Origin of the sequence: Companilactobacillus keshanensis (assembly GCF_003946205.1) — a bacterium.
In the GTDB taxonomy this organism is placed as follows: Bacteria; Bacillota; Bacilli; order Lactobacillales; family Lactobacillaceae; genus Companilactobacillus; species Companilactobacillus keshanensis.
In genome coordinates this window covers 1-26,971 of sequence record NZ_RHOS01000009.1, presented here as the reverse complement: position 1 = coordinate 26,971, position 26,971 = coordinate 1, and the positions used below count along the sequence as shown (strand labels likewise).

Below are 26,971 nucleotides of genomic sequence, written 5' to 3'. Positions count from 1 at the left end.
TGTCACTGTCTTTTATCTTTTGTAGTCGTTAGCATCACTCTTTGTAAAAGGGCCAACCAAACTATGTGGTAGGTATGGTTCTTCAAGAAAGTTAATGTCATCTTTGCTCAAGACTAAGTCTAAGGAATCAACCGCATCAATTAGATGAGATTTTTTAGTTGCACCCACAATCGGAGCGGCAATCTGTGGTTTCTGTAGTAGCCAGGCCAATGCCACTTGAGCGCGTTTTATTCCGTATTTATCAGCAATTTTACCAACTCTTTGAACAATTGGTTCGTCCTGACTTTCGGTAGAGTCGTACTTGGAACGCGCAACTTTATCAGTTTCAAAACGTTTTGTATTGGCAGACCAATCTCTAGTTAGTCGACCAGAGGCTAAGGGACTATATGGTGTCACGGCAATATTCTTTTCCTCGCAAAATGGCATCATTTCACGCTCTTCTTCTCTATATAGTAGATTTAAGTGATTTTGCATTGAGACAAATTCAGTCCAACCATGTTCTTTGGCAACATCCTGAGCTTGTTCAAATTGCCAAGCAAACATGGCCGAGGCACCGATATATCTTGCCTTACCAGATTTAACAACGTCATGTAAGGCTTCCATTGTTTCTTCAATTGGTGTGTTGTAATCCCACCGATGAATTATATAAAGGTCAACATAGTCAGTTTTAAGTCTAGTTAAACTTTGATCAATTTGAGACATGATAGATTTGCGTGATAGTCCGGCATAATTGGGCTTTTGTTCAGGACTAAAGAATACTTTGGTTGCTAAAACTATTTCATCTCTATCAGCATATTTTTTTAAAGCATTTCCAACGAATTTCTCACTGTCACCGTGGGAATAGATATTTGCCGTATCGAAAAAGTTGATACCTAGATCCAGAGCATTTTTGATAACTTCAGAACTCTTTGCTTCGTCAATTGCCCATGGGAACATAACAGTAGAAGCATTACCAAATCCCATTGTACCTAAACAAATTCTCGAAATATCTAGGCCTGTATTACCAAATTTTGTGTACTTCATTAATTTATACCGTCATTTCTATTAATTATATTTTGAAAATTATCATGAAAGATCATGTTTCTTTGGGTATCAGAAATATTCATGGCATCGATGGCTGTGATGATCTCATTTGTGGCTCCGTAGGGCATGATTCCAAAGGGAGCATCAGTTCCAAACAATACATGATCATCCCCAAAGAAATCAACGGCTAGATCTAGTGCCTTAGAATTTCCCAATATTGCCGTATCGACATAGAATTTTTTAAAATCATTGTATTCTGTCGGTGACATAATATATTTGATTCGTTGTGAGAAAAATGAAACCATAGCACCTGCATGATGGACAATAATTTTTAAATTAGGATATCTTTGAAAAAATCCCTTTTTTACAAAATCATACATTACTTGAGTTAGCTCATATTCCCAACTGAAAACAATATTGTTATCATTACGTGTTTCATCGAAAACAGGATGGAGCCAAACAGGGATGTTTAGTTTACTTAATTTGGCAAAAATTGGTTCGTATTCGTCTGATGTGATTGGTTTATTTAAGGCTCTAGTAAATAATTGAACACCAATCAATTCACTATTTTTTGCGACTTGATCTTCAATTATTTTCAATGATTCAGAAATTGAGTTCATTGGTAACATGGCCACTGCGTATACAAAAATATCGTTATCCTGTACCATCGAAATAAGCTCATTATTTGCTAGACGACATAAGTTTGTAGATGTTTTTGCATCGGAATAGTCCTCGGGATTTAAGTTAACATTTGAAATAATTTGTTTTACGTCGGAATTCAGTCCAGTTTTTCTTTTTCTTATATTCGTCAAAACGTCATTTTGTAAATAAGGATTTTTTACCAATAAATTATCATCAATTTTTTGCATATGACTGTAAAAATCTTTGGGTAAAACATGAGCAAATACATCAATTTTTGTCATTTTATTAGATCCATTCTGGTTTATCACCATCAAGTAACTCGTCCCTTTTACTATTATATTGATTAGGATGAGTACTATTTTTTTGAAATAATACTAAAAATTTATCTGTTTCTGAAAATAATCGGTCAGTAGCAATTCCAGTGGTTTGTCCGTGTGTTCCAACAATTAAGATTTTTGACTTATATTCCTTTTTTTAGTTCATGTGGTTTTCCCACGATCCTTTGGTTTCAACATTAGTTGCATCGGCCAACGATTCAAGCATCGTGATTTCGTCGTCTGCTAATATGATTGAAGTAGATTTTTTAGTTTCAGCAATGTATTTCTGTTTAGTTACACCAATAATAGGTAAAGTATTCTTATTTATGGCCCAAGCCTCAGCAATTTGTGCGACTGAAGCATTATATTTGTTGCCTAGATCTGACAGTCCCTTTACTAAAGCTTCAAGTTCTGGCAGCATTTTGTTATACTTATCGGCTCTAGTACTACCTTCAGGTAGTGGATTTTTGGTATTATATCTGCCACTTAATGCTCCTTGTTCCAAAACCATATAAGAAAAGAAATCGATATTATTTTCGTTACAATAATCGATGATCCCAGCTTTTTCAGATGAACGATAAAGTAAACTAAAGTGGTTTTGGACGGCAGAAATACTGATACCTTCTTTTTGAAGAATACTGTTAGCCAGTTTGATTTCATCTAAATTATGATTTGACACACCAACACGCTTAACTTTGCCACTCTTAACCAAGGGAATTAATTGTGGCGTCCAAAGCTCAACATTAGCTGGATTATGAATCCAATAAATATCAACATAATTTGTATGTAACCGTTTAAGACTAGCTTCAAGCATATTTGCCACTGCATGTTCGCTACCATCAGCCATTTGTGGAGTAAATTTTGTTGAAATTAGATAATCTTCACGTTTGTAATTCTTTAGTAAGTCACCAACGATCGATTCAGAAATACCCATTCCGTACGCAGTGGCCGTGTCCCAAAGATTTAGTCCAGCTTCCATTGCTGAATCAACAACCGGTTTTAAGTCTGATGTTGTCAATGTATCACCGAAGACATCCTCTGATCCCCAAGCCCATGTTCCCAATGCTACTTTTGGTGAATTGCTATTATTCATTTGATTTTCTCTCTGTTTTTTTTATGAGTTCATATTAGGTTATAGACCAGAAGTTGTACAATACTTATAATAAATCGTTAAAAATGCTTTTTAAGCATTAATTATCAATTAACTAGTTAGCATGACCATAATTGGAGGACAACAATGGAAATTAGAGTTTTACGATACTTTATAGCAGTTGCCCGTGAAGAAAATATAACGCGAGCCGCGGCCAAATTAAATATTACTCAACCAACTTTATCCAGACAACTCAAGCAGTTGGAAGAGGAACTTGGTGTCAAATTATTTGAAAGAAATAAACACAAGGTAACTTTAACTAATGACGGATTATTATTGAGAAGACGAGCCCAGGAAATTATCAGTTTGTCTGAAAAAACTAAAAATGAAGTTTCACACAGTAATGAAGAATTATCGGGTGAAATTGCAATTGGTTCTGGTGAGTTAAGAAGTGTCGACACTTTATCCAAGATGATCAAGTCATTTCAAGAGTTACATCCTGATGTCTCATTTAATATTTTTAGTGGTAATTCAGAGAGCATCAAAGATTTAATGAGTCAGGGATTATTAGAACTGGGTTTGTTGATGGAACCAGTTCAAATTGAAAAATATGATTTTGTAAGAATGAATGTTGAAGAAAAATGGGGCATCTTAGTTAAAGATGACTCTCAATTAGCAAAGAATAGTTTAGTTACCGCTGATGATATCAAAAGTTTTCCGCTTATTTTACCAGTAAGACATGATATAAATCATGAGATATTAAACTGGTTAAATGTTGATATGGGGGATATCAAGATTGTTTCCAAATATAATTTAATTTATAACAGCACAAAACTTGTACGAAATGATGTTGGTATAGCTATAGGTTTAAAATTAGATAATGAATATGATGGAATAAAGTTTATACCTTTAAAAGAGTCTCCAACTTTAAACAGTGTATTAGCTTGGCAGTCGGGACAGATATTTTCTAAAACTACTAAATCATTTATTGAATTTATCAAAAAATACCTAAAAAGCATGTAGTTTTATTTTAAATAGGTATTAGACATATATATTAATGCTATTCATAATACAAGTTGTTAAGTATTTTGGAGGATAGTTTTATGAACAAGCAAGAAGTAAACAAAAAATATGGTATTCCAATTAGTATGTTACTTGAGTATGAAAAGTGGCAATTGTGTGATTCAGTTAAGGTAATAATGGGCGATTGGAAGTATGATGAACAGGATATTGATCGACTAAGCATGATAATGACGTTACATGATATTGGTTTTGACAATGAAACAATTAGAAATTATATGAGGATACTAGTTGCAGAGGATAATTCTGCTAATTCGATGTTGCTGGTCATTATTCAGAAACAAAGAAACGATAAGTTAAGTAAAATTCATTTATTGGAAAATCAGCTAGAAAAATTGGATAATTTACGAGGAGAAATTCAGGCATAGATGGAATTGTTTTCGGATTTAATTGTGGTTGACTTAGTATTATTTGTTGCAGATTGTTGGGATTGGACACAAAAACGCGGATAAATTAATATCCGCGTTTTTTTATGGCTGTACGATTACTTTTGAATAGTTGATAACATGTTCTTGATGAGCCTTAATAGGCACTTGTTGTTGTTTAAATAAAACTTGAGTATCTTTATCTGTTTTGATCTTTATTTTTTCGTGATCAACTTCAAAGTAGTAGTGAACATTTTTGAAATTCATATTAAATTTAATACTATTCCAAATTTCAGGAACTTTAGGGTCGATCTCTAGTTCATGCCCGCGATAATCTACACCGGCAAAATAGGAGATAACTACATTAAGAGTTGCTCCCATGACGCCTAAATGGATTCCTTCAGCGGTTGTTCCACCTTGAATATCATAATAGTCACTTGTTAGTGAGTCATCAAATAATTTCCAGGCTAAATCTAGATCATCAACTTTTAAAGCTAGCATAGAATAAACGATTCTGGATAAACTAGATCCATGAGTAGTCCTACTAAGGTAGAAACGAATGTTATTCTCAATAAATTTATCACGATCTTTAACTGGGTAACCGAGATCGTCCATTATTTCTAGAAAAGTATCAAGTCTTAAATTATATAGTGGCATCAGAGCATCGGCCTGTTTTGCGACTTGATAATTATCAGGAGAATCTCCCTCAGCTTTTAAAATACGATCCATTCGTTCAATATTTCCGTACTGACGACGATAGAAGTCGAAATTAATCAATTTAAGGTTAAAATACCCTTCAAATTGGCCGAGCAATTCATTCTCATTATATTCAAGCTTTAGATTACATCTGATATCGTGCATTTTTTCGATATCTTCATCTGTAAAGTGTGCTCTACTGAAATTTTCACGAAGAGTCTCAGATGATTCACGGTTAACTATTTGTTCGATTTTTTTGAAAAGCCAACTGGTCATAATATTTGTATAAGAATTATTTTTTAGACCACCCGTTTTAGCACCAGGATAACCTTCGTGAAATTCGTCTGGTCCCATCACATCGTCGATATTGTATTTTTTAGTATCTTTGTCGTATGAGGCTAAGCTGATCCAAAATTTAGCAATATTCAATAACATTTCCAAACCATACTCTTGTAAAAAATCCTCATCATTTGACATATTGTAGTAATTCCAAACATTATAGGCAATTGCCAAAGACACATGATGTTGTTTTCGAGAGTTATCTGGTTCCCAGTGGTTAGTAATAGGGTTTAAATGAATCGATTGTGATTGTTCGTCACCATACATGGCACTTTGCCAAGGATACATTGCTCCAGTGTAGCCACTTTCTTGTGCATACTTTTTAGCGGCATCGAGTCGATTGTAACGATACATTAGCAGTGATTTAACTAGTTTTGGATAATGAATGTTGTAGTACGGTAAAATAAACAGTTCATCCCAAAAAATATGTCCACGATATGCTTCACCGTGTAGTCCTCTAGAACCAACAGATACATCAAGGTGTCGATTGACATTTTGATGAGCAGTGATCGTTAAATGATAGGCATTCATACGTAACAATTTTTGAGAAGTTATATCGCCATCAATTTCCAAGTATTCATCATCCCAGATTTCTTTCCAAGCACCTGTACAATTTTTGATAATATCAGAAAAGTTATGATGATAGGTATTGGCCTTCAAAACTTCTATTAAATCACCCTTTGTTTCAAGGGATGTATAAATACTAACTGTTTTTTCCAATGTATAAGATTCATTTTCTTTGGCATCAAAGGTCATATATTGACCGATTTTTTCTTGTGATTTGTCAGAATGAATCTTAGGTTCAACTTCGTTTGGTGAAGAGACAATAGAGCTAATTGCAATATTAACGTGTGAGTTTCTTGTGTGTGCTAAAAGTAAGGCGAAGTTATCAGAAACTTCGGTTTTATCTATTCTCAAATGATGATGATCTAGAGTACGATATCTTTTAACATTTTTGTTAGAGATGGCTCCATCGATCTCGGTATAAATTTTGATCTTTCCAGAGAAATTCAACGGTTGAACAGTGTATTGTAATGAATAACTATGAAAGTGGTGCGTGTGTGCCACTTTTTTTGTTGTAACTTTTAATTTTTTCCCATTTTGTAAGGAAATATACATAATTGTAGAAAAAATTCCATTTTTCATATTCAGTGTTCTATAAACCATTTCAATATCGCTCTCTTTGAGCTCAAAGAAATCTCCATCATCAATACTGAAGGTCGTATATTGAGCATTTGGCAAATTTACCAAATCTTCATTAGCTATATCTTGGTTATTAATGAAGGTAGACAGTTGATTATAAACCCCAGCAACATAAGTACCAGGATAGTTATTGTCATTGGCACGTGCCTCCAAGTAAGTTCCACGAACACCAAAGAAACCATTTCCAATTGTTAATAGAGATTCTTGACCGTATTCTTTCTTACCTTCATAAGTTCCAAAGTAATCTAGGTGCCAGCCAGCATAATCTTTTTCGTTAGCAGTGGCCTTTTGCAAGCCATATCTCTTTACATTATTGATACCGACTGTTGGTACGTGAAAAAGGTTTTCCATATAGAGACTGATATCGATTGGACGATTAGCACAACTGACGATAGTATCTCTAATTTCAATATCAATCGGGTTCATGATGACGACAACATCAAAAAATTCCGGCACTTTTGATTTGAAGTTACTAAAATTTGCATCGAGGTCCAATGCAAGATTTAAATTGTATATTCTGTTGACAGTTTCGTTTCTATCAATATCTTTGTATGAATACTTTAAATATTTATCAGTAACTGTTAGGTATAATGGCAGCATAATAATATTCTCCCAATTCATAAAATTTGAATTCCACGAAGAATATGTTTAAACATATTCGTTCTAAATATATTATAACTGCTCTGCCATTATTTGTTTAAACAATTTTAATAAAAATATTTATTCAAAAATGAGATAAAAAAAATCTGTCGAATTTTCGACAGACAATTGATATTAATTTAAACCTTTTTCTATTTCTGGATCAGCGTTAGCTCTAAAGCCATCTTTTAAAATGGCATCCGTCTTCATATTATTTAGATATGGTTCGCATACGGAGAATTCATTGCTAGCACTAGTAATAAATGGAACAACGGATTTGCCGTTCAGATCGAATTTATCAAAGAAAGTATGAACGATCATTGGTGGTTGTTGATACCAAATGGGGAATCCTAAATAAATCGTCTGATAATCAGTCAGATTGAGATCCTCACTGATTTCAGGATGTTCATTATTATCGATCTGTTCTTTGGCCTTAGCAACTAGGTCATCAAAATTATCTGGATAGTCATTTTTTGTAGTTATTTTCATTATTGAAGAGTCTGTTTTAGCAGCAATTTTTTTTGCTGCGGCCTCAGTAGTACCTGATTGTGAAAAGTAAATTACGATAGATTTCATAATAATCCTCCTTATATCATCTATATTAGACCCTTGAGTCACTAGAAATGCAATTATATTTATAAAAATAATTAAAATACTTGCCTTAGAGTACGCTTTAAGGTTTATATTATTATACAAATAGAGAGGTGATTTAAATGGAAAATGTTTTAATAATTGGTGCAAGTGGTTCCATTGGGTCATTGGTTCGTCAAAAACTGCTAGAGACTGATGATAGTCATTTGACCTTATTCGTTAGAAATATAGAACGTCTCGGTGAAATTGATGATAATAGAGAAACGGCAGTAGCAGGTGATGCTAATAATATTAATGATTTAAATAAAGTAGTTGAGGATCAGGATGTTGTTTTTGTAGCTGTGAATAATCAATTGCCAGAAATAGCTCAAAAAGTTGTTGAAGCTATGGATCAAAATAAAGTAGGCCGACTTGTTTTTGTAACTTCGATGGGAATCTATAACGAAGTTAGCTCAAATGGGTACAGTGATGATATTCCTAATGTTTTGGTTCCGTATAGAAAAGCGGCAGATATAATAGAAGATTCTGATATTGAATATACGCTTTTACGACCGGGCTGGTTTGATGATGATCCGGATATTAACTATCAAATCACCTTTAAAGGTGAAGCATTTGTCGGACATGCTGTATCAAGAGGAAGTGTCGCTGATTTAGCAAGTCGAATAATTAATGAACCAACACTTTATATGAATGAAAGTTTAGGATTAGCAAGAGCATAGGAGATAATACATGAATATTAAAGAAGTAGCTCAAAAATATGATTTAACGGCAGATACCTTAAGATATTACGAAAAGGTAGGTCTGATACCAGCAGTTCATCGTAATGAAGTTGGTTATCGCGATTTTACCCAAGAAGATGATAACTGGGTCGAATTTGCCAAATGCATGCGCAATGCTGGTATGTCAGTCGAGTCACTGTCAGAATATGTTGCTCTATTTCAAAAAGGTGATTCAACGATTGCTGAAAGAAAGCAAATTTTGTTAGATCAACAGGCAATCATGGCCGAAAAACTTAGTGATCTACAGGCAACGTATGAACGCCTAACAAAAAAAGTGGATAATTATGATGAACATATAGCCCATTTTGAGAAAGAGAAGCTAGAAAAGAAGACAAATGTCTAAAATAATTTATTATTCCGTTATGAAAAAGGATAAATTAATTATGCCATGGCAGACCGATGATAAAAGTCTTTTGAATGTTTTGAAACGAAATGATGACATTGTCTTGGTTAAATTAAAAGGGGATGCTCAATATTCTTTAGAAGATTTGGTTGATGTTGGTGAGTTGTATATTTATGAACAAGAATCACTGAATGATTTTATGAATGAAAAAACTTGCGGTAGTGTTTATTTGGATAATGCTTTTTCACTGATCGATCAGATGGACTTGAAGTATCCGAAAAAAAATGACAATGGTTTGATCTATTTGGCAACGGCGCTAGCTCAGAAACTAAATTTATCTCAAAAATTAAGTTGGATCTTGATGACGGCCTTTCTTACAATTCGTGATCAAAACCTATTTGATACAGTAGAAGATTTTTATCAAGAAGAGTGGAATGATTTTGATAAGCGCTTTTTTAATAAGTTGATCGAAGAACCATATCAACCGCCGATTTTTAATGATCCAGAGATTAAGGTTGATTTTGCTAAATTTAAAGATTATCAATTGACTGCCAAAGCCTTACAAGACCTTTTTGAGTTGAGTAGGATAAATCAAATCAATTTTTCATTGGGTAAACTACAGCTGAATCAGTCACAAGAATTGGTAAAAATGGCCTTAGAAATGAAAAAATTCTTTAAATAACTCCTTTTTTAGAGCTTTCTTTGTAAAAAATCATTTTTTTCATAAATTTATCATGATATATAATCCTTGATTTAGCAGCTCTAACAGAACAAATGTTTCAGTTGTGTTACTAAGATTACAGAAAATTGCAAAATTGTAATCTATTAATGCTGTTTGTGTAATATAAGCCTGTTAGTATATCACTCGTAGCGTTAAGAGCTAAATAAACAAATGAGGATGTTTAAATTTATGAAAAAAGTATTATCGATCGCTTTATTAAGTACTATGGCACTAACAGCAATGGGAGCAACTGCTAAAACAGCCCAAGCTGCTACTACTATTGACAGCACACATGTAAGTGTTGAAGCAGGTGATACATATAAAAGTATTGCAGCCGCAAATGGTATAACAATCGCTGAACTTGAACAAGCCAATGGTAGAGAAGTTGGTGGATTTGATTTGATCTTCCCTGGAGAAACGATCACATTACCAACAGCCCAAGCAACAACAGATACAACACAAGCACAAACTCAGACTCAGACTGCAACACAAGCAACAACAGATACAACACAACCAGCAGTCCAAACACAAGCAACAACTGCAACACAAACACAAACACAAACAACACAATCAAGTACAACAGGTACTTCACAAGGAACATTTAAGATCAGTTTTTATGATCCAGCTGTTTTAGGTTCAAATATGGGATACAGCGGTGTTGCTGCTAACCTTTCAGTATTTCCTAAAGGAACACAACTTAAAATCACTTTAGCTGATGGTACAGTATTGTACAGAACAGTTAATGATACAGGAACATTTGCTTACAGCAATCCACAACAATTGGATGTTGCTATGCCAAATGCACAAATTCCTTCATATGGTGTAACTTCAGCTACTGTAGAAGTTATCTAATTTTAAGAATAAAAAAGAGCCCTTGTGGGCTCTTTTTTTATTGACATAAAATTACACAAGTTATTCACTTTTTCGTCACATTTATTCGTTACAGTAATAACAATGGATAATGCAAGTAAATAATAAGGAGTGTTTTATGGAATTCTTAATTATTGCAATAATATTTTCAGTCGGTTTAATACTTTTAATTTCCGGCAGTCATATAAAGAGCGGAACAGTCTCCAAATTGTGCTACTTCATTGGAACTGTCGGCGTTATTATGGCAATGTACATTGCCTGGCCCAAGTAGTCATTCCACAGCAATCAGTTGAACATTACTGATAAATTCATAACCCCTGAGTTTATCAATTAAATCATTGATGGTACCAGTCATATGACTAATATCTAGTGAAATAGAAACACTGGCCATATTGTGAATGGGAATATCTTGATTGATAGTAAGAACACTAGCATTTGATTCTGAAATTATCAACAAAACTTTAGATAATATTCCGGGTTCATGATCTAGGATCATTGAGAATACAGCTTTACGATCACTGGTGCTCTCGTCAGGTAAAAAGACAAGGTCCTTATACTTATAATAAGTTCCACGACTAATATTGACCATCTTAACAGCGTCACTAACATTAGAAGCTTTACCCGTCTCCAATAATTTACGCGCCTGAATGACTTTATCAAAGGAATCCGGCAAAATAGAACGATCTACAATGTAATACTTTTCCACAATAATCCTCCTTTTAGTAATGAGTCTATATTTTACTAGATTATATCACTTAAACGGTTACAACATTAGACCAATAACAAATAGCTAGACAAAATAGATCTAAGCTTAAAGTTATGTGCACTGTTATTTAAAAAATGAGGATTATTATTCATTGCTCGACAAGTGACAATTAATTATATGCGGTCTACTTAAAACTAACTTTCACATATTCGTAAGAGATCACAGGTAAATTGATAGTATTTATTATTACTAATACGATCATTTTTTTGTTATGCTCATTGGTAAATAAACAATTTGAATAACTGGAAGTGAATATGATGAAAACTTTAATAATAGTTTCTCATCCGGAGATAGATAATTCACAGACTCAACAATTTTTACATGAAGGATCTAAGAAAAAAGGTGTCCTATGGCATCACATTGAAGGATTAGAAAAAATTGATGTTTTAAAAGAACAAAAATTATTAACTGAAGCAGACCGAATTATCTTTCAATTTCCACTGTATTGGTATTCGTCACCAAGTGGGTTAAAGAAATGGGAAGATTTAGTTTTAACTAGAAATTTTATCTATGGTGATAAAAATTATCCACTAGAAGGTAAAGAATTTGGATTAGTTGTTACGACTGGACTGCCTTTAAAAGATTTTAAAAAAGGTGCGAGCGAAAATTTTTCATTAGATGAATTAATGACACCTTATCGAGCAATTGCTGATAAGGCTAAAATGATAGTTTTACCAATTTTTCCAATTTCACAGTTTTGGTATATGACTGAATCTGTACAGATGGCTCTTTTGGTTGATTATCAAAGATATCTTAAACAAGAGATGCCAGATACACTTCAGAATAGACAAAAATGGTTTGAAAACGAATTACAACAATTGGATTTGGATTTAAATATAAAAGATAAAAAAATCACTGAAATGATTTTAACCAGTTTTACTGAAAGAATTGAAGAATTAAATCAATTAAATGAAACTTTAGAGATAATTAAAGAGAATGATGAAAACTGACTTCTCAATGATTATCTTTTTTTGTAAACAAATTTATAATTAATTGATTTTTATCATTTTTTGTAATGATCCATTATTATTGTTGATAAATTTTATCCATCTACTAAATGTATTATTGATATATATATTATTATATCGTGACATAAATGGATGGGTAAATGAGGGATTCATTATGAACAAAAATGTTAAATTGAGATATATTTGGGTAATCTCAACTGTTATTTTAATTGGGATCTTTTTGAATAACAGCCAAAATGTATATGCTGTCGATGAATATAATGATCCGACAGATAATGCTCCGACTGGATTAAACTTTTCCGATTACTTTATGAAAGGGAATGTTTCGACTAATTCAGCCAATACAACCACATATAAAAACGGTAACACAAGTATTGTGCAAGTAACTGGAACTACTAAAAAACAGCAAGGATACGTTTGGTCTAATCCAGATAGTTTGAATTATTTAAATTTAAAAGAGCGACAGACATTATCTATGTGGATATATTTGGGTCATACGGATGCTCCGGCTGATGGATTGGCTTTTGTTTTACAGAATTATGGATCTGATGCAGCAGCCAGAACCAAATCTGGTGGACAGGCTATTGGCCAGACAATGGGAGTATGGGGCGATGATGACAATTATCAAAGTAGCACGACCCCATCAGAAATTGCCGCAAAGGGAATTCAGAATAGTTGGGCATTAGAGTTTGATACGTTTGCTAATAATTTAAATACTGGTGCAGGATTATTTAAGGACGGTTTGGCGACAGATGCTAGTTATGTTGGTAATAGTAGTTTTGATAGTTTAATTAATGTTGGCGATGGGGATTCACATATAGCATATAACTATCCTGGTGATCCTGGGACCTATGTGCAACAATCTGATTCTACTGCTAGAGTGGAGAAACCTGGAATATTTGGCTCAACATATACCAATGTTCAAACTTATTGGTATTCAATGATACACAATGGACTTGTGAAAACGCCAGATAAAAGTAGTAATAATCTTAAACTTAGTAATGGTATGTGGCATCATGTGGTTGTTTCATATTTGCCACCGGATGCTGGTAGTACAATTGGACATTTATCCTATATTTTTGACGATAAAGTTAAGTCACAAAATTCTTCATCGATCCCGGAAGTTAAAGAACCAGTTTCTAGATCTAATATAGATATTGATACTAGTGAGTTTTATAAAAATTCAAAGCAGCAATTTTCTAAAGATGTTGGGAAAGTTCTATGGGGATTCACTGGTACTACTGGTGTTTCGTATGCTCGTAACATGGTAGTTTTCGAATCTATTCCTTCATTGGTTGAAGGCTCAGCAAGTGCGACTATTTATGATGATTCACAGGCTGGTAAGGAATTAACGACTTCAGATGATTCGGTCTATAACGGAGACAATATGCGATTTGTATATAATGTTAAACGTGATAGTGGTGAGATGGATTGGAAGGGGATCAATGCAACGATTAATTTACCGGATAATATGACTTATAATGGTGGCACAATTGCATATAGTGATGGTACTACTGAAAATATTGGAGCCACTGATCTTTCAAGTGGAGCCTTCACTAAGACGTTGAAAGATCTCTTGAAATCTGGTGATCCAAACAGTGCAACCATTACTATCAATGGAGTAACAAATTCAAGTACACCCGCTTCTGACAAAACCGTTGCGTCAACGACGGCTGATTTTGATGGTACTGATTTGATCAAGAATGTTGATATGCAGGGATTTACAATTAAAGCAACGACAATGAAATTAACTCCAGATATAATAGATTTGGATATTGGCTCCAAGCCAAGTATTGCTGCAACCGCTACTGCATCTTATGCTGATACTAGTGTTGTTATGAATAATTCAAAAGTTACAGCACATTACAAAATAAACGATGGTACTGAAAAAACGCAATCATTATCCAATGGTTCAGATGGTAAAGTTTCTATCAATATTTCCAAGACTGATTTGAACGATGGTGCTAATACAGTGGTTGCGTATGTAACTGATACCGATGGCAATCGTTCTAACTCCGTTACATATACGATCAATAAACCGACGCCAGCACCAATTTTGATTGATGCAGATAGTGAAATGTCATTTAGGACGGTTCATTCTAATGGTAAAAATCAGACAGTGAAACGTAATGGTAGTTGGAAAGTGAATGTTGTTGATAATGATGGCAATTCCAATTGGAAATTGGATGCCACGGCAGTTCAAGATTCAAGTAGTGATACTTTCGATGGAGATTTGCTTTATGTTGACAATACAGGAGTTACACAATCCATTTTGAATGGGTCAATTATTCAAATAGCCGATAAGTCAACTTTTCCATCAAACTATATTAGTGATGGAACAACTTATCAAATAGCAAATACTTGGGATAATGATGATGGTATGTTATTAAAATCAAATGCTGATGCAAAAGCTGGTAACTATAAATACGATGTTACGTGGGATTTAACGGATTCTATATAAAAGAGAACTTTTGATACTTAATAATTAAGTATCAAAAGTCTTTTTTTTACAAATTTTTAAATATCTAAGCACTTAAATATTAATCAAAATTTGTGGGGAAAAATTACATATTTTGAGTTTTAATTATTAGTGAAAGCGTGTAATATATATCCTGTAAAGATAAAATATCTATATTTAGAAATAATTTGATTATATAAGTGGGGTATTATATGACCATAAATAAAGTTATAAAAAGAATTAACTTTTTCTTGATCGCATTTGTGATTGCATTAGTTATGTCTTATGCACAAAACAATCATCAAGATGTTAAGGCGGCGGATATACCAGTAGACAATGCACCGAAAGGATTAAACTTTGATGATTATTTTGTTAAAGGTACTTTTAGAGGGAATGGAGCCAATACAACCTTCAAAAATGGAGATACTAGTATTATCCAAGTGACACCAAAGGAAGGTAGTTCCATTGGCGGTGTCTGGTCTAATGCTGCCGATAATATTAATAATTATTTTGATCTGAATTCTAAACAGACATTATCAATGTGGATGTATTTTGGATATGAAAGTGATCCAGCGGATGGATTGGCGTTTGTTTTACAGAATTCCGGTTATGGGGCTATTTCAATGGATGGTAACTTACCAGCAAAAGGACAGACAATGGGAGTTTGGGGAATAGATAAGGATTTTAACAATAGTGACCCACAAAAATTGGCTGATTCCGCAATTCAAAATAGTTGGGCCTTAGAATTTGATACTCACAGAAATATTGTCAGTTCAGGTTCAAATTTATTTAGTAATGGCTATCCGAACGGTAGTCCAACTGGTGTTAATAATGCCTTTGATTCAGATGTGCAAACAATCGTTAATAATCCATCCAAAATGTTTTCACATATTGCTGATAATTATCCAGCATCGGCCGCCTCATACCTTAGAAAGGCTGAGAATATGCAAACTTTTCCATTGTCACCTTTCTATCAAATGGTATATCGGTATCAATTGATTCATAATAATTTGGTAACAACATATAATTCTAAATATAATTTTGTTTTGAGTAACGGTCTCTGGCATCATTTAGTTATATCTTGGGTGCCCCCGGAAAGTGGCAGTACGATAGGTCATTTGACTTATAGCTTAGACGATGAAATTCACACAGGAGAAGTAGCGGCTGGTAACAATGCTCAACCAGTTAATATGGCTGATATTCCGATCGATACTAGCTATTTCTACAAAAATTCTACTCAACAATTTTCTAAGGATGAAGGTAAGGTCCTTTGGGGGTTCACTGGTAGTACAGGTGATCAGTACGCAAGAAATATGATTGTCTTTGAATCAATTCCTTCAATTGTAGAGGGAAGTGTAGGGACAAATATTTATGACGATTCACAAGGTGGAAAAGAATTAGGTTCTACTGATAAAAATGTTTATAATTATGATAAATTGCGATTTGTTTATAATGTTAAACGTGATAGTGGTGCAATGGATTGGACTAATATAACAGCTACGATCAATCTCCCTACTAATACCGTATATAGTGGTGGGACTATCAATTACAGTGATGGAACTAGTGATGTTATTAAATCCAATGAATTGAATTCAACATCATTAACACGGAAGATAAAAAATTTATTGAAAGATAAAGATCCCAAAAGTGCAACAATCACTTTAAATGCAACCGCATATTCAGATACTCCAACTAAGGATACGACGGTTGCGGCAACTGATGTTGCCTTCACTGGGGATAATTTAATCAAATATACTCAGTTACAAGATTTTATTATCAAAAAGACTGATTTGATGTTGGCACCAGATAATTTAAATCTTGATATTGGTAATGCATTATCGATCGACGCGACTGGGAAAATAAGTTACGCAGATGCAAGTGTCGGTATAAATAATTCTAATATGACGGTTCATTATTCGATTAATGGCAACACAGAACTGACGACTACCTTAGATTCAGGTAATGATGGTAAATTTAAGATAACGGTTCCTAGGACAAGTCTAAATGATGGCAATAATACATTAATGGCATATGCGACGGATAAGGATGGGAACCATTCAAATTACAGTACATACACAATCAGTAAGCCAACGAAAGCACCGATTTTAATTGATGCTGATCAAGTTATGCATTTTCAAACGGTTAAATCAAACGGTAAAAATCAAACTGTACCACGGCAAGGAATTTGGAAATTAAATATCATTGATAATGCGATCGATACTTCACAATGGACTCTAAGTGCCTCAGGTAGACAGTCAGATAATAGTCCTACCTTTGACGGGGATCTGATGTATGTTGACAATACGGGTGTGTCAAAATCTATTTTGAATGGATCTATTATTGAAATTGCTAACAAAAATACATTTCCAAGTAATAATATTATAGATGGTTCTACTTTTCAGATTGCCAATACATGGGCCAAAGACGATGGCATTTTGTTGAAAGCAAATTCTACTGCGAAGGCTGGAAATTATGAATATACAATTACTTGGGGCTTAACTGACTCGCTTCGTTAAAAAATGTGTTATATTGAAAAGCAGATTTAGATTTGAGGTAATAATTATGGATGAAAATACAAAATGGTTATTAAAACAAATAGACGAATTATCTGCCAACCAAAAAGATTATGAAAAAAGAGCATTACTATTTGCTCTAAAAAAAGTTGTTACTGAACAACAGACTAGAATTGAACAAGCTCAAGGTGAATTAGATGGCAGACTTTGGGATCATGATAATTGGTAGAATAAATAAGCAGATTAATTGTAATGAAGTTAATAAGTTCATATAATCGGTTTTGAAAAACATGATAATAATCATTGCTTTTTATCGAAACCAGAATTTAGCTTTAAAAATTATTTAAGGATAAGATTGAGAGATAAAAGGCAATTCTAATTAGAGTTGCCTTTTTTTGTGGGAATTGATGGTTTCACAGGAGATAGTAAATATGAAGAAACTATCAATAATGTTTTCTTTTTTGATCTTGCTGATGGCAAGCTTCTTTACAACGAACCTAACGACAGCCCAGGCGGCTAATTTAAGTTATACCGTTTCGGCAGATCATCCGGATAACCAGATAGATTCGAATATTAGTTATTACGATTTAAAAGTAAAACCAGGCGATAGTCAGAAATTAACTTTTCATATTAATAATACAGACAGTAAGGAACATAAGTATTTGATCTCGATCAATCGTGCCGGTACTAATATGAACGGTGTAGTTGATTACAGCAAACATGGAGCAGATGCTGATCCATCAGTTAAAGCAGATATTGAAAAGATGGTACCAGAGCCTAAGACAGTTACAGTTCCTGCCGATACTAATAAGGCTGAATCATTTGAATTAAATGTTCCTAAAAAAGAATTTAGTGGCATTGCCTTAGGCGGTGTTCAGATCAAATTATTAGATTCTGCTCAAAATCCAACTAATAAAAAAGGTGTTACTATCAATAATCAGTATGCCTATGTGATCGGTTTGCAGTTGCAGGAAAATTCTGAAAAAATAAAATCTAATATTAAGTTGAATTATGCCAAGACAAAACAGATCAACTATCAAAACTATATCGTTGCTAATCTTCAAAATGATCAACCAATGATCATCAATAAGATAAAAGCAGATGCGAAAGTTACTAAAGAGGGTAGCAGTGAGACGGTTTATAAGCTTGAAAAAGACGGATTGGACATGGCTCCTAATAGTAATTTTGATTTGCCAGTAAGTACAAATAATACTCCATTGAAATCTGGAAATTATACTTTGCATCTGAAGTTGTCAACTAGTGAGAAGACATGGAATTTCACTAAGAACTTTACAATTACTACAACTAAAGCAAAGCAAATGAATAAGACGGCAGTTGGTGAAACAAATACTAAAGAAAACTGGCCAATGCTAGCAGTAGTAGCCTTCTTGATCCTAATCATTGCAGCACTTTTGGCAATCATCATTAAGAGTAAAAATAAGAAATAATATTAAATAACCCAACAAAAATTATATTTTGTTGGGCTTTTTATTTATGTGCTATTATTTTGATTACTGACCCAAAAAGATGTATATCTTAGGGCGGATAAGGGATTACTTATCCGAGATAAATCATGAACTAACGAGGGGAGCTCATGGGAAAGTTTCTTTTATGTAAGAAGATAGAGGAATATAGTCATGATTAAATTTGTAAAAGGTTTCGCAGCATTAGGCGCTTTAGCATTAGCTTTACCGGCCGGATTGATTACGGCAAAGGCCGCAACTACGGGTTCGACGGCAGTAACAACAACAACGGCATCCTCGCCAAGTCCATTAGCAAAATCCACTGATGTGGGATTGCAACAAACTGGTTCTTTGGCCTTGGATAGTGCTCCAAATATTTCCTTTGGTACACAACCATTAGCCGTGGGTAAAACAACTTATACATCAAGTACTTTTGATAGTACCTTGCATGTTACAAATCCTGGTTTTCCAAGCGGCTGGTCAGTCAGTGTCGCTGATTCAGGTTTCGCAGATGCAACAAGTAAAGCTCCTTTAAAGGGTGCAACATTATCACTTGAGGCACCAACAATAGCTGCAGATGATAGTACTAACCAATCTACACCACCTACAACAGTAAGCCCAATTGCAGTTTCTAGCGCTGCATCAACAGTTGTTGATGCCACAGCTGGTGAAGGTATTGGTGCATATACTGGTACATTTGCATCTGGAGATGCTTCACTATACGTTCCAGCCGGCAATATTGGCGGTAGCTACACTTCAACATTGACATGGTCATTGTTAGATGCACCTGCCTAAACTTAAAAAATTAATAGTAATATAATTTGGAAATCGCTCTACTTTGTAAAGTAGAGCGATTTTTGTTTACTGTAACTTAAATACTGGTTGCCCAATATGGTGAATTATTTAATAATTCCGATAATCAAATATTTAATTATTAATTTTTCATGGCATAAATACAGTTTATAAATAGCTTTCTCACGGGAGTATAATGTTTTTAATTAATACTTGGTATTCAATTCACACGTTTGCAAACGCTTTATTTATGAAGTATGATTCATTTATTAGATGAAAAGGGGGATTGAAAATGAAGTACTTGGTTACAGGGGCAACTGGACACCTTGGTTCAAAAATTTTAGCAGAAATTAGACGATTGATCCCCGATAAAGAGATTGTTGCAGGTGTCCATACGCCTTCTAAGGCTGATGATTTAAGACGACAAGGCTTACAAGTAGTGCAAGTGGATTATTTTAACCGAGATTCATTAGTCAATGCACTAAAAGGAATTGACGTCTTTGTTTATGTTCCTAGTAAGAGTTATGACAGTTTTACACGAATAACAGAATTAGAGTACGTTATTGAAGCTGCCAAAAAATCACGTGTTGGTCATATTTTAGCAATGAGCTTCATAGCGGATCAAGTTGACGATCCATTTTCCTTGTCGGCCTTTTATGGATATTTGCCAAGACGATTGGCGGAGTCGGGCGTGCCATATACGATTATTCGTAATTCTTTGTATGCTGATCCATTAGTTTCCTATTTACCAGAACTGATCGAACTAAAAAACGTTATTTATCCTATGGGAAATAAAGCCTTATCATTCATCAGTTTGGAAGATAGTGCCAAAGCCTTCGCTAAAGTAGCAACTACGAGACGTTTACGTCAAAATGGGAAAATTTATACATTAACGCAAGGCAGAAACTATACTATGCCGGAACTAGCAGAAGTTTTGACTGAAGTTGCGGGTCACAGGATTGGATATCAACCAGTGAGTTTAGATGAATTTGGTTCAATCTATGATGATAATGGTGAAGGACATATGCTAAGCTCGATGTACTGTGCTGGATCATTGGGAATGTTGCAAGAATTATCTAATGATTATAAGACAATTATGGATCATGAGGCCACACCGCTAATTAAATTTTTGAAGAGTAGATTATCATAAACCGATTTTGTTAAAACTCAAAAAAACTATCCCATTTTTAGGGATAGTTTTTTAGTATAAATTAAATTCTTGCAGATGCTCTTTAAGATATTTACCAGTGATACTATTGCTGTCACAAATTTCTTTAGGGCTACCGGATGCAACAATATGTCCTCCGTTAACACCGCCTTCTGGTCCTAGATCATTGATGTAATCACCGTTAGAAATGATATCAAGATCATGCTCGATGACAATAACTGTTGCGTGATTGTCGATCAGTTTATTCAAAACTTCCACTAGTACGGAAACATCTTTGGGATGTAATCCTACACTAGGCTCGTCAAAAATAAATAGTTGATTTTTCTGACTGTGTTTCATGTAAGTGACTAATTTCAATCTTTGTGCTTCACCACCGGAAAGAGTAGGTGTACTTTCACCAAGTTCCAAATAGCTCAATCCGATTTCTGAAAGTGTTTGAATAACTGATTCAATATTTGACTCTTCTTTGAAAAAATCAGCAGCATCAGTGATAGACATAGCCAAAATTTCAGCAATATTTTTCTCATGCCAAGTAATATCAAGAATTTCTTTTTTGAAGCGATCACCATGACAAACAGGGCATGTTTCGACCATATCAGGCAAATACTGAATGTCTAAGGTAATTACACCAGTACCGCCACAATTTGGACAAGCGCCTTGTTTATTGTTATATGAGAAGTAACTGGCAGTGTAATGTTTTTCTTTGGCTTGCTCGGTCGCTGCAAAAAGTTTTCTAACTTTATCTAAAATTTTTGTATAAGTGGCAACTGTCGAACGGACGTTTTTACCGATCGGAGTTGAATCGACGGTTATGACATTTTTAATCCCACCATTATCAAGTGATTTCACATAACTTGGTAGTGGTTCGTCCGATGCCTGATTCAAAAGTGAAGGGATCAAACTATCAAAGACTAGAGTTGTTTTACCAGAACCTGACATTCCAGAAACAATATTTAATGATTCCTTACTAAACTTAGCTTTCATATCATGAATATTGAAACGGTCGCCGACCTCAATACTTAATTCGCCCTTTTTAAATGGTTTGACCTGATGATGTTTGATAATATCGGCCTCGCCAGTTAAATATGGCTTTATAACTGAATTATCATTAGTTTTTATTTCATCAACGCTACCTTTGGAAATTACTTGTCCACCTTCTTCGCCTGAAGAAGGTCCAATTTCGATAATATAATCGGCTGCGGAAATAATACTGGTATCGTGGTCAACGACGATCAATGAATTACCCAGACGAACTAATTCACGTAATATCTTGATTAAACCGGTTACATTAGCGGGATGCAGTCCAACACTAGGTTCATCTAAAACATATAAAACTCCGGTCATCTGATTACGGATCGTTCTAGCTAATTGAATTCGTTGTAATTCACCGGTTGATAAAGTGTTTCCAGCACGCATAATTGTTAAATAATTCAAACCTAAATCATCGATCGGTTGTAATAATTCCAAGAGTTCGTTAGTTAAATTTTTACCCAATTTTTTCATATCATCAGGTAGCCAGTTCATAATTTTTTTACAAAAGTTTTGTAGTTGGTCGATACTCAATTGGCAAACTTGAGCAATATTTTTGCCGACCAATTCATTATTAAATAATTTAGGATCAAAACGGCTACCCAAACAATTAGGACACTCTTTAATGGAATAAAATCTACCTAAACGGTTTAGAGTGTTTTCATTTTTAGCAGTGGCAAGACTATGTTTAACGGCGTCATAGGCATTTTCATAGAGAGCATTTAATTTGAAGGTCTTACCGGTTGAAGTAGGAATGATAACTTCACGCTTAACGCCCTTACCATTGATAACTATGTCTTTTTCCTTTTCAGTTAGTGAGGAAAATGGTACATCGATCCTGACGCCTAATTGTTCTACTAATTCAACTTGCAAAGAACGGCCAGGTAATCGCCATGATCTGATTGCACCGTCTTTAATAGATAGACTTTTATCAGGGATTATTTTATCTAATTCTATGCTCTTTAAGAATCCAGTTCCTTGACAAGTTGGGCAGGCACCAGTGGAATTAAAAGCGAAATCTTCAGCACCAAAAGCCATAAATTTAACTTTGCAGATGGGGCAAGTGATCATTCCCATTTTGTCGTCAGTACCGGGAAGATCCATGGCTTGAGAAATTTTTAGAGTGGGGTCGATCCTGTGTCCATTTGGACAAACAACTGAAGCTAATCTTGAAAACATCAATCGTAAAATGTTGAGACTTTCTGTCATCGTACCAACTGTTGAACGAACACCGGGAACAGCCGGACGTTGTCTTAAAGCAATTGTTGAAGGTAAATTTTTAATATTTTCTACGTTTGAACGTCCCATTTGTGTGATTCGACGTCTTGTATATGTCGATAATGCATTTAGATATTTTCTGGCACCCTCGGAGTAGATCGTATCCATCGCTAAAGATGATTTACCAGAACCGGAAACTCCAGTTATGGCAACAAAAGAGTTCAGAGGAATGTTAACGTTCAGGTCTTTTAAGTTATTGGCCTTGGCGCCTCTAACCTCAATATCATCTGGAATATAGTTCTTATGTCTGATTCCCATATTTTCCTCCTCAAAATTAATACTTTTAATTATAGAACAAATTTGCTGCACAAAAAAATCTCAACCCTTGGTTCAGATTTAGTTGCAAAATGGCTGTCTTCAGAAATAATAATATTCACCTGCTATGCGGACCGGGTCGAGCGATGGTCTCGCCCCTCGGTTTGAAGCCCTTAGTCTTTAAACACGCCCGGTGGAGTAATGACCAAGGTCATAATTCCACGTTCATAGCTGGTGAATATTATCATTTCTTCTTATTATTTTGTCTATTTGTAATAGCCGTGTAATCTCAAAAATATTCAGTCGCCACTTTGATGTTGCATAATAAAAGCCCCTTAATTTGAATTTTAAATCCAAATTAAGGGGCTTATTTCGTTATTTCAAATAGCGCAATCTATTAAATACTAATCAAGTCGGCCCTGGAAACGGCATACAAAGTTATTTTTGACTATCCTTATATTTTTGCTTAACCAAAATTGTTTCGATCACATCTTTTAAAGTAGTTTCGTTGAGTTTCCGTTGAGCAGCTATTTTAGCCTGTTCATAGTAGTCACCTAAAACTTCCTGAATATTTCCACCAACTATACAGTCGGGATTGGTTTTTTTATCCAATTCAAATAACGGTTTATTGCCTTCCGTAGCAAAATAAACATCTAAGAGGGTTATTTGTGAAGGGTCTTTAGCAAGCTTTGGTTCAGCCGATCCTTGTTTAGTATCAATCAATCCGGCTTCTCTTAGATTTCCCATTAATCGTCGAACCACAACGGCAGATGTTTCTACGCTACTGGCGATGACTTCACTAGATACTTTAATGTTTTGATATATTTCAATAAAAGCTAAAATGTGGGTTGAATCACTGAAACGTGTAGAAATTCTCATTATGTCACCTCCAAAGCTTCATGTAACTTCATTACTAACAACTAGTATCATAAAGATTCTTTTGATTTACGTCAACTTATTCTGCTTCAACGCTTATTGTTTGACTAGAATTGTGAAAAATTATATGATTCGTGTAACTTATTGAGTTACAAAAATGAGGGGTTATTTATGATTGAATTCAAAAATGTTTATAAAAAATATCAAGATAATCAAGCAATTTCTGATTTGAATTTAACAATTAAAGATGGAGATTTTTTTGTTTTAGTTGGACCAAGTGGTAGTGGGAAAACAACTACCCTAAAAATGATCAATCGACTTATTAAACAGACATCAGGAGAAATTTTGATCGATGGTAAGAATATTGAAAGTTTAGATCTACAAAAGATGCGTCTGAATATGGGCTATGTTTTGCAGAATATTGCCCTTTTTCCAAATATGACGATTGAAGAAAATATCACTATTCAGCCGGAATCACTTAAATGGTCTAAAGATTTACGTCATAAAGTTGCGATGGATCTTTTAGAGAAGGTCGGACTCTCTTCAGAGTACGCACAAAGATTTCCTAGAGAACTATCAGGTGGTGAACAGCAGCGAGTCGGTATTATTCGTGCTCTGGCATCTAATCCAAAAGTTGTCTTAATGGACGAACCATTCAGCGCTCTGGATCCAATTTCTCGTAATCAATTACAAGAATTAGTTTTGAAATTGCACAAGGAAATGAAAATGACCTTTATTTTTGTGACTCATGATATGAACGAGGCTTTGAGATTAGGAAATACGATTGCCATCATGCGTTTAGGACATTTAGAGCAAGTAGGAACACGTGATGAGATAATTCATAATCCTAAGAATAATTTTGTGAATGGTTTCTTTAAGAATCAACACAATGATGATAAGAAAATTAAACTTATTATCGACAGTCAGAATTGTCAGGAAGTGGACAAACAAGACGTTGATTTAAGTGAAGAAGATAAGGTTTCGGATTTGGCCCGAGTTTTAAAAAATAAGGAATTTGCACTGGTCGAAAGTGCCAATGAAAGAGTTTGGAAATTGACTACTCAAAATCTCTTAAGTTATCTAGCAAGGGATGGTGAGATTCATGAATAGTATTATTCACGTTTTGCAAACTCAAAGTAATGACATTTTAAATTCGATTGGGCAACATATTACTATTTCTCTAGTTTCACTATTAATTGCGGCAGTAATTGCTATTCCTTTAGCCATTATTTTAATGAACCACAAGCGTGCTGCTGAAGTGATCTTGCAAATTACCAGTGTCTTGCAGACGATACCTAGTTTGGCATTGTTAGGTATCTTGATTCCTATAGTTGGTATTGGGACCGTTCCGTCTGTTATTGCTTTAGTTTTGTATGCAGTAATGCCGATTTTTCAAAATACTTATTCAGGATTGACTACGATCGATCCTAATTTGGAAGAGGCCGCTGAAGCTTTCGGATTATCACGTACAAAGAAATTAGTTAAGATAGAGATTCCCTTGGCTATGCCGATGATAATTTCTGGATTAAGAATTGCTATGGTTATGATCATTGGGACAGCCACTCTTGCAGCTTTGATCGGTGCTGGAGGACTAGGTACTTATATTCTGTTAGGGATTGAAACTAATAATAATGCCTTGCTGATCATTGGTGCAGTTTTTTCAGCTGTTCTAGCCTTGGTTTTCAGTGCAATTATTAAGGGTATTTCTAAGTTGTCATTGAGAAAAATTGGGATAATTTTTACTACAATAGTTATTCTGATGGGTGGATATTTTGGTTATCAGACAGTTGCTCAACCTAAAGTCTCAATTACGATCGCAGGTAAAATGGGTAGTGAGCCGGAGATTTTAATCAATATGTACAAAGATTTAATTGAAAATGATCATCCGAATATGAGCGTCTCTACTAAAGCTAACTTTGGTGGTACATCGTTTCTATTCAAAGCACTAAAATCCGGTTCGATCGATATTTATCCTGAATTTACGGGGACTGTTTTGGAGTCATTAGTTAAAACAGACAAGAGTGCCAGCCATGATCCTAAAGCCACATATCAATTGGCAAAAAAACTGTTAAAGGAACAAGAAGACTTAGATTACTTGAAACCAATGAAATATGAGAACGGTTATGCTTTAGTGGTAAAGAAGAGTTTTGCTAAGAAGTATAATTTAAAGACTGTTTCTGATTTGGTAGGCGTCGAAGATAAGATTCATGCCGGATTCGATCCTGACTTTTATCAGTTAAAAGATGGCTATCCCGGTATCAGTAAAGCTTACAATTTAGAGTTTGCTAAAGCCCAGACAATGGAATCGTCGATACGATACAAGGCCATTGCTAATGGAAAAGTCAATCTAGTTGATGGCTATACAACTGATCCACAGATCAAGGAATACAAATTGGTGGCATTGAAGGATAATAAAGAATTTTTCCCACCATATCAAGGTGCACCATTGGTTTCTGAAAAGTTGATCACTAAGTATCCTGAACTTAAAACGACCTTGAATAAACTAGCGGGTAAAATAAGTGAAGAAGATATGCAGAAAATGAATTATCAGGTATCTGTTAAACACGAAAAGGCTTCTAAAGTAGCACATGATTATCTGGTTAAGCATAATTTATTGAAGGGGAATTAGTATGAAACAGACTAACATTAATGAGTAATCAAGATTCGACGGAATCTTGATTACTCATTTTTCTTTTACAAAGTAAAA

Annotated in this window: 24 protein-coding genes; 16 read left to right on the top strand and 8 right to left on the bottom strand. The window is 34.4% G+C overall.

Annotated elements, in window-relative coordinates; translation table 11 throughout:
* Nucleotides 1-12: 12 nt before the first annotated feature.
* The 3 genes from EKM64_RS06415 to EKM64_RS06405 form a co-directional block, all read right to left on the bottom strand.
* Nucleotides 13-1,023, bottom strand: a complete 1,011-nt coding sequence (locus tag EKM64_RS06415) for an aldo/keto reductase (protein WP_125676774.1) — start codon at nucleotides 1,021-1,023, stop codon at nucleotides 13-15.
* The gene (locus EKM64_RS06410) at nucleotides 1,023-1,946 is read right to left on the bottom strand and encodes an amidohydrolase family protein (RefSeq protein ID WP_125676772.1); all 924 of its coding nucleotides are present in this window, start codon (nucleotides 1,944-1,946) and stop codon (nucleotides 1,023-1,025) included. The genes EKM64_RS06415 and EKM64_RS06410 overlap by 1 nt, the downstream gene beginning before the upstream one ends.
* A gap of 193 nt (nucleotides 1,947-2,139) precedes the next feature.
* Nucleotides 2,140-3,075 (bottom strand): aldo/keto reductase, encoded by a 936-nt coding sequence (locus EKM64_RS06405; protein WP_125676770.1) that lies wholly within the window; start codon nucleotides 3,073-3,075, stop codon nucleotides 2,140-2,142.
* Nucleotides 3,076-3,219: 144 nt separating this feature from the next.
* On the opposite strand from EKM64_RS06405, the gene EKM64_RS06400 reads away from it, so the two are divergent.
* Together EKM64_RS06400 and EKM64_RS06395 are read left to right on the top strand one after the other, a co-directional pair.
* Nucleotides 3,220-4,095: a LysR family transcriptional regulator gene (locus EKM64_RS06400; RefSeq protein ID WP_125676768.1), complete on the top strand. Its 876-nt coding sequence runs from the start codon at nucleotides 3,220-3,222 to the stop codon at nucleotides 4,093-4,095.
* A gap of 80 nt (nucleotides 4,096-4,175) precedes the next feature.
* Nucleotides 4,176-4,520 (top strand): MerR family transcriptional regulator, encoded by a 345-nt coding sequence (locus tag EKM64_RS06395; protein ID WP_125676766.1) that lies wholly within the window; start codon nucleotides 4,176-4,178, stop codon nucleotides 4,518-4,520.
* A 102-nt stretch (nucleotides 4,521-4,622) separates the two neighbouring features.
* Here EKM64_RS06395 and EKM64_RS06390 read toward each other — a convergent pair whose 3' ends face one another.
* The gene (locus tag EKM64_RS06390) at nucleotides 4,623-7,355 is read right to left on the bottom strand and encodes a glycoside hydrolase family 65 protein (protein ID WP_125676764.1); all 2,733 of its coding nucleotides are present in this window, start codon (nucleotides 7,353-7,355) and stop codon (nucleotides 4,623-4,625) included.
* Between the two features lie 174 nt (nucleotides 7,356-7,529).
* The gene (locus tag EKM64_RS06385) at nucleotides 7,530-7,970 is read right to left on the bottom strand and encodes a flavodoxin (protein WP_164505313.1); all 441 of its coding nucleotides are present in this window, start codon (nucleotides 7,968-7,970) and stop codon (nucleotides 7,530-7,532) included.
* 137 nt (nucleotides 7,971-8,107) lie between these two features.
* On the opposite strand from EKM64_RS06385, the gene EKM64_RS06380 reads away from it, so the two are divergent.
* The 5 genes from EKM64_RS06380 to EKM64_RS11385 all read left to right on the top strand — a co-directional run bounded on the left by EKM64_RS06380 (nucleotide 8,108) and on the right by EKM64_RS11385 (nucleotide 10,969).
* Nucleotides 8,108-8,704, top strand: coding sequence for an NAD(P)H-binding protein (locus EKM64_RS06380; protein WP_125676760.1), 597 nt, complete (start codon nucleotides 8,108-8,110; stop codon nucleotides 8,702-8,704).
* Between the two features lie 10 nt (nucleotides 8,705-8,714).
* A complete protein-coding gene (locus EKM64_RS06375; protein WP_125676758.1) occupies nucleotides 8,715-9,107 on the top strand; it encodes a MerR family transcriptional regulator in 393 nt (130 codons plus the stop codon).
* Nucleotides 9,100-9,789 carry a hypothetical protein gene (locus EKM64_RS06370; RefSeq protein ID WP_125676756.1) on the top strand — a complete coding sequence of 230 codons (690 nt, stop codon included), beginning with the start codon at nucleotides 9,100-9,102 and terminating at the stop codon, nucleotides 9,787-9,789. The genes EKM64_RS06375 and EKM64_RS06370 overlap by 8 nt, the downstream gene beginning before the upstream one ends.
* Before the next feature lie 228 nt (nucleotides 9,790-10,017).
* Nucleotides 10,018-10,680, top strand: coding sequence for a DPBB and LysM peptidoglycan-binding domain-containing protein (locus EKM64_RS06365; protein WP_125676754.1), 663 nt, complete (start codon nucleotides 10,018-10,020; stop codon nucleotides 10,678-10,680).
* 136 nt (nucleotides 10,681-10,816) lie between these two features.
* On the top strand, nucleotides 10,817-10,969 hold the full coding sequence (locus EKM64_RS11385) for a hypothetical protein (protein WP_164505312.1): 153 nt from the start codon (nucleotides 10,817-10,819) through the stop codon (nucleotides 10,967-10,969).
* Here EKM64_RS11385 and EKM64_RS06360 read toward each other — a convergent pair whose 3' ends face one another.
* Complete coding sequence (locus EKM64_RS06360; protein WP_125676752.1) at nucleotides 10,970-11,404, bottom strand: ACT domain-containing protein; 435 nt, start codon at nucleotides 11,402-11,404, stop codon at nucleotides 10,970-10,972. It lies immediately after the preceding gene.
* A gap of 314 nt (nucleotides 11,405-11,718) precedes the next feature.
* Here EKM64_RS06360 and EKM64_RS06355 point away from each other — a divergent pair, with 314 nt between their 5' ends.
* From EKM64_RS06355 to EKM64_RS06325, 7 genes are all read left to right on the top strand, one after another.
* The gene (locus tag EKM64_RS06355; RefSeq protein ID WP_225420973.1) at nucleotides 11,719-12,414 is read left to right on the top strand and encodes an NAD(P)H-dependent oxidoreductase; all 696 of its coding nucleotides are present in this window, start codon (nucleotides 11,719-11,721) and stop codon (nucleotides 12,412-12,414) included.
* Between the two features lie 172 nt (nucleotides 12,415-12,586).
* Complete coding sequence (locus EKM64_RS06350; protein WP_125676750.1) at nucleotides 12,587-14,893, top strand: lectin-like domain-containing protein; 2,307 nt, start codon at nucleotides 12,587-12,589, stop codon at nucleotides 14,891-14,893.
* Nucleotides 14,894-15,102: 209 nt separating this feature from the next.
* Nucleotides 15,103-17,406, top strand: a complete 2,304-nt coding sequence (locus EKM64_RS06345) for an L-type lectin family protein (RefSeq protein WP_125676748.1) — start codon at nucleotides 15,103-15,105, stop codon at nucleotides 17,404-17,406.
* A gap of 46 nt (nucleotides 17,407-17,452) precedes the next feature.
* On the top strand, nucleotides 17,453-17,632 hold the full coding sequence (locus EKM64_RS06340) for a hypothetical protein (RefSeq protein ID WP_125676746.1): 180 nt from the start codon (nucleotides 17,453-17,455) through the stop codon (nucleotides 17,630-17,632).
* Nucleotides 17,633-17,834: 202 nt separating this feature from the next.
* Nucleotides 17,835-18,851, top strand: a complete 1,017-nt coding sequence (locus EKM64_RS06335; RefSeq protein ID WP_164505311.1) for a DUF916 and DUF3324 domain-containing protein — start codon at nucleotides 17,835-17,837, stop codon at nucleotides 18,849-18,851.
* Between the two features lie 189 nt (nucleotides 18,852-19,040).
* Entirely contained in the window at nucleotides 19,041-19,661 is a 621-nt protein-coding gene (locus tag EKM64_RS06330) for a WxL domain-containing protein (protein ID WP_125676742.1), read from the top strand.
* A 289-nt stretch (nucleotides 19,662-19,950) separates the two neighbouring features.
* A complete protein-coding gene (locus EKM64_RS06325) occupies nucleotides 19,951-20,808 on the top strand; it encodes an SDR family oxidoreductase (RefSeq protein WP_125676740.1) in 858 nt (285 codons plus the stop codon).
* A 51-nt stretch (nucleotides 20,809-20,859) separates the two neighbouring features.
* Here the strand turns inward: EKM64_RS06325 and EKM64_RS06320 are convergent, their stop codons facing one another.
* On the bottom strand, nucleotides 20,860-23,391 hold the full coding sequence (locus tag EKM64_RS06320) for an ATP-binding cassette domain-containing protein (RefSeq protein ID WP_125676738.1): 2,532 nt from the start codon (nucleotides 23,389-23,391) through the stop codon (nucleotides 20,860-20,862).
* Between the two features lie 435 nt (nucleotides 23,392-23,826).
* The gene (locus tag EKM64_RS06315) at nucleotides 23,827-24,267 is read right to left on the bottom strand and encodes an Rrf2 family transcriptional regulator (protein WP_125676736.1); all 441 of its coding nucleotides are present in this window, start codon (nucleotides 24,265-24,267) and stop codon (nucleotides 23,827-23,829) included.
* Between the two features lie 168 nt (nucleotides 24,268-24,435).
* Here EKM64_RS06315 and EKM64_RS06310 point away from each other — a divergent pair, with 168 nt between their 5' ends.
* A complete protein-coding gene (locus EKM64_RS06310; protein WP_125676733.1) occupies nucleotides 24,436-25,374 on the top strand; it encodes an ABC transporter ATP-binding protein in 939 nt (312 codons plus the stop codon).
* Entirely contained in the window at nucleotides 25,367-26,893 is a 1,527-nt protein-coding gene (locus tag EKM64_RS06305) for an ABC transporter permease/substrate-binding protein (protein WP_125676731.1), read from the top strand. Before EKM64_RS06310 ends, EKM64_RS06305 begins: the two co-directional genes overlap by 8 nt.
* Nucleotides 26,894-26,971: the final 78 nt, after the last annotated feature.

Bases quoted from the DNA above. Each gene is read 5' to 3' on its own strand.
- EKM64_RS06415 (WP_125676774.1), bottom strand. From the start codon at position 1,023: ATGAAGTACACAAAATTTGGTAATACAGGCCTAGATATTTCGAGAATT.
- EKM64_RS06410 (WP_125676772.1), bottom strand. From the start codon at position 1,946: ATGACAAAAATTGATGTATTTGCTCATGTTTTACCCAAAGATTTTTAC.
- EKM64_RS06405 (WP_125676770.1), bottom strand. From the start codon at position 3,075: ATGAATAATAGCAATTCACCAAAAGTAGCATTGGGAACATGGGCTTGG.
- EKM64_RS06400 (WP_125676768.1), top strand. From the start codon at position 3,220: ATGGAAATTAGAGTTTTACGATACTTTATAGCAGTTGCCCGTGAAGAA.
- EKM64_RS06395 (WP_125676766.1), top strand. From the start codon at position 4,176: ATGAACAAGCAAGAAGTAAACAAAAAATATGGTATTCCAATTAGTATG.
- EKM64_RS06390 (WP_125676764.1), bottom strand. From the start codon at position 7,355: ATGCTGCCATTATACCTAACAGTTACTGATAAATATTTAAAGTATTCA.
- EKM64_RS06385 (WP_164505313.1), bottom strand. From the start codon at position 7,970: ATGAAATCTATCGTAATTTACTTTTCACAATCAGGTACTACTGAGGCC.
- EKM64_RS06380 (WP_125676760.1), top strand. From the start codon at position 8,108: ATGGAAAATGTTTTAATAATTGGTGCAAGTGGTTCCATTGGGTCATTG.
- EKM64_RS06375 (WP_125676758.1), top strand. From the start codon at position 8,715: ATGAATATTAAAGAAGTAGCTCAAAAATATGATTTAACGGCAGATACC.
- EKM64_RS06370 (WP_125676756.1), top strand. From the start codon at position 9,100: ATGTCTAAAATAATTTATTATTCCGTTATGAAAAAGGATAAATTAATT.
- EKM64_RS06365 (WP_125676754.1), top strand. From the start codon at position 10,018: ATGAAAAAAGTATTATCGATCGCTTTATTAAGTACTATGGCACTAACA.
- EKM64_RS11385 (WP_164505312.1), top strand. From the start codon at position 10,817: ATGGAATTCTTAATTATTGCAATAATATTTTCAGTCGGTTTAATACTT.
- EKM64_RS06355 (WP_225420973.1), top strand. From the start codon at position 11,719: ATGATGAAAACTTTAATAATAGTTTCTCATCCGGAGATAGATAATTCA.
- EKM64_RS06350 (WP_125676750.1), top strand. From the start codon at position 12,587: ATGAACAAAAATGTTAAATTGAGATATATTTGGGTAATCTCAACTGTT.
- EKM64_RS06345 (WP_125676748.1), top strand. From the start codon at position 15,103: ATGACCATAAATAAAGTTATAAAAAGAATTAACTTTTTCTTGATCGCA.
- EKM64_RS06340 (WP_125676746.1), top strand. From the start codon at position 17,453: ATGGATGAAAATACAAAATGGTTATTAAAACAAATAGACGAATTATCT.
- EKM64_RS06335 (WP_164505311.1), top strand. From the start codon at position 17,835: ATGAAGAAACTATCAATAATGTTTTCTTTTTTGATCTTGCTGATGGCA.
- EKM64_RS06330 (WP_125676742.1), top strand. From the start codon at position 19,041: ATGATTAAATTTGTAAAAGGTTTCGCAGCATTAGGCGCTTTAGCATTA.
- EKM64_RS06325 (WP_125676740.1), top strand. From the start codon at position 19,951: ATGAAGTACTTGGTTACAGGGGCAACTGGACACCTTGGTTCAAAAATT.
- EKM64_RS06320 (WP_125676738.1), bottom strand. From the start codon at position 23,391: ATGGGAATCAGACATAAGAACTATATTCCAGATGATATTGAGGTTAGA.
- EKM64_RS06315 (WP_125676736.1), bottom strand. From the start codon at position 24,267: ATGAGAATTTCTACACGTTTCAGTGATTCAACCCACATTTTAGCTTTT.
- EKM64_RS06310 (WP_125676733.1), top strand. From the start codon at position 24,436: ATGATTGAATTCAAAAATGTTTATAAAAAATATCAAGATAATCAAGCA.
- EKM64_RS06305 (WP_125676731.1), top strand. From the start codon at position 25,367: ATGAATAGTATTATTCACGTTTTGCAAACTCAAAGTAATGACATTTTA.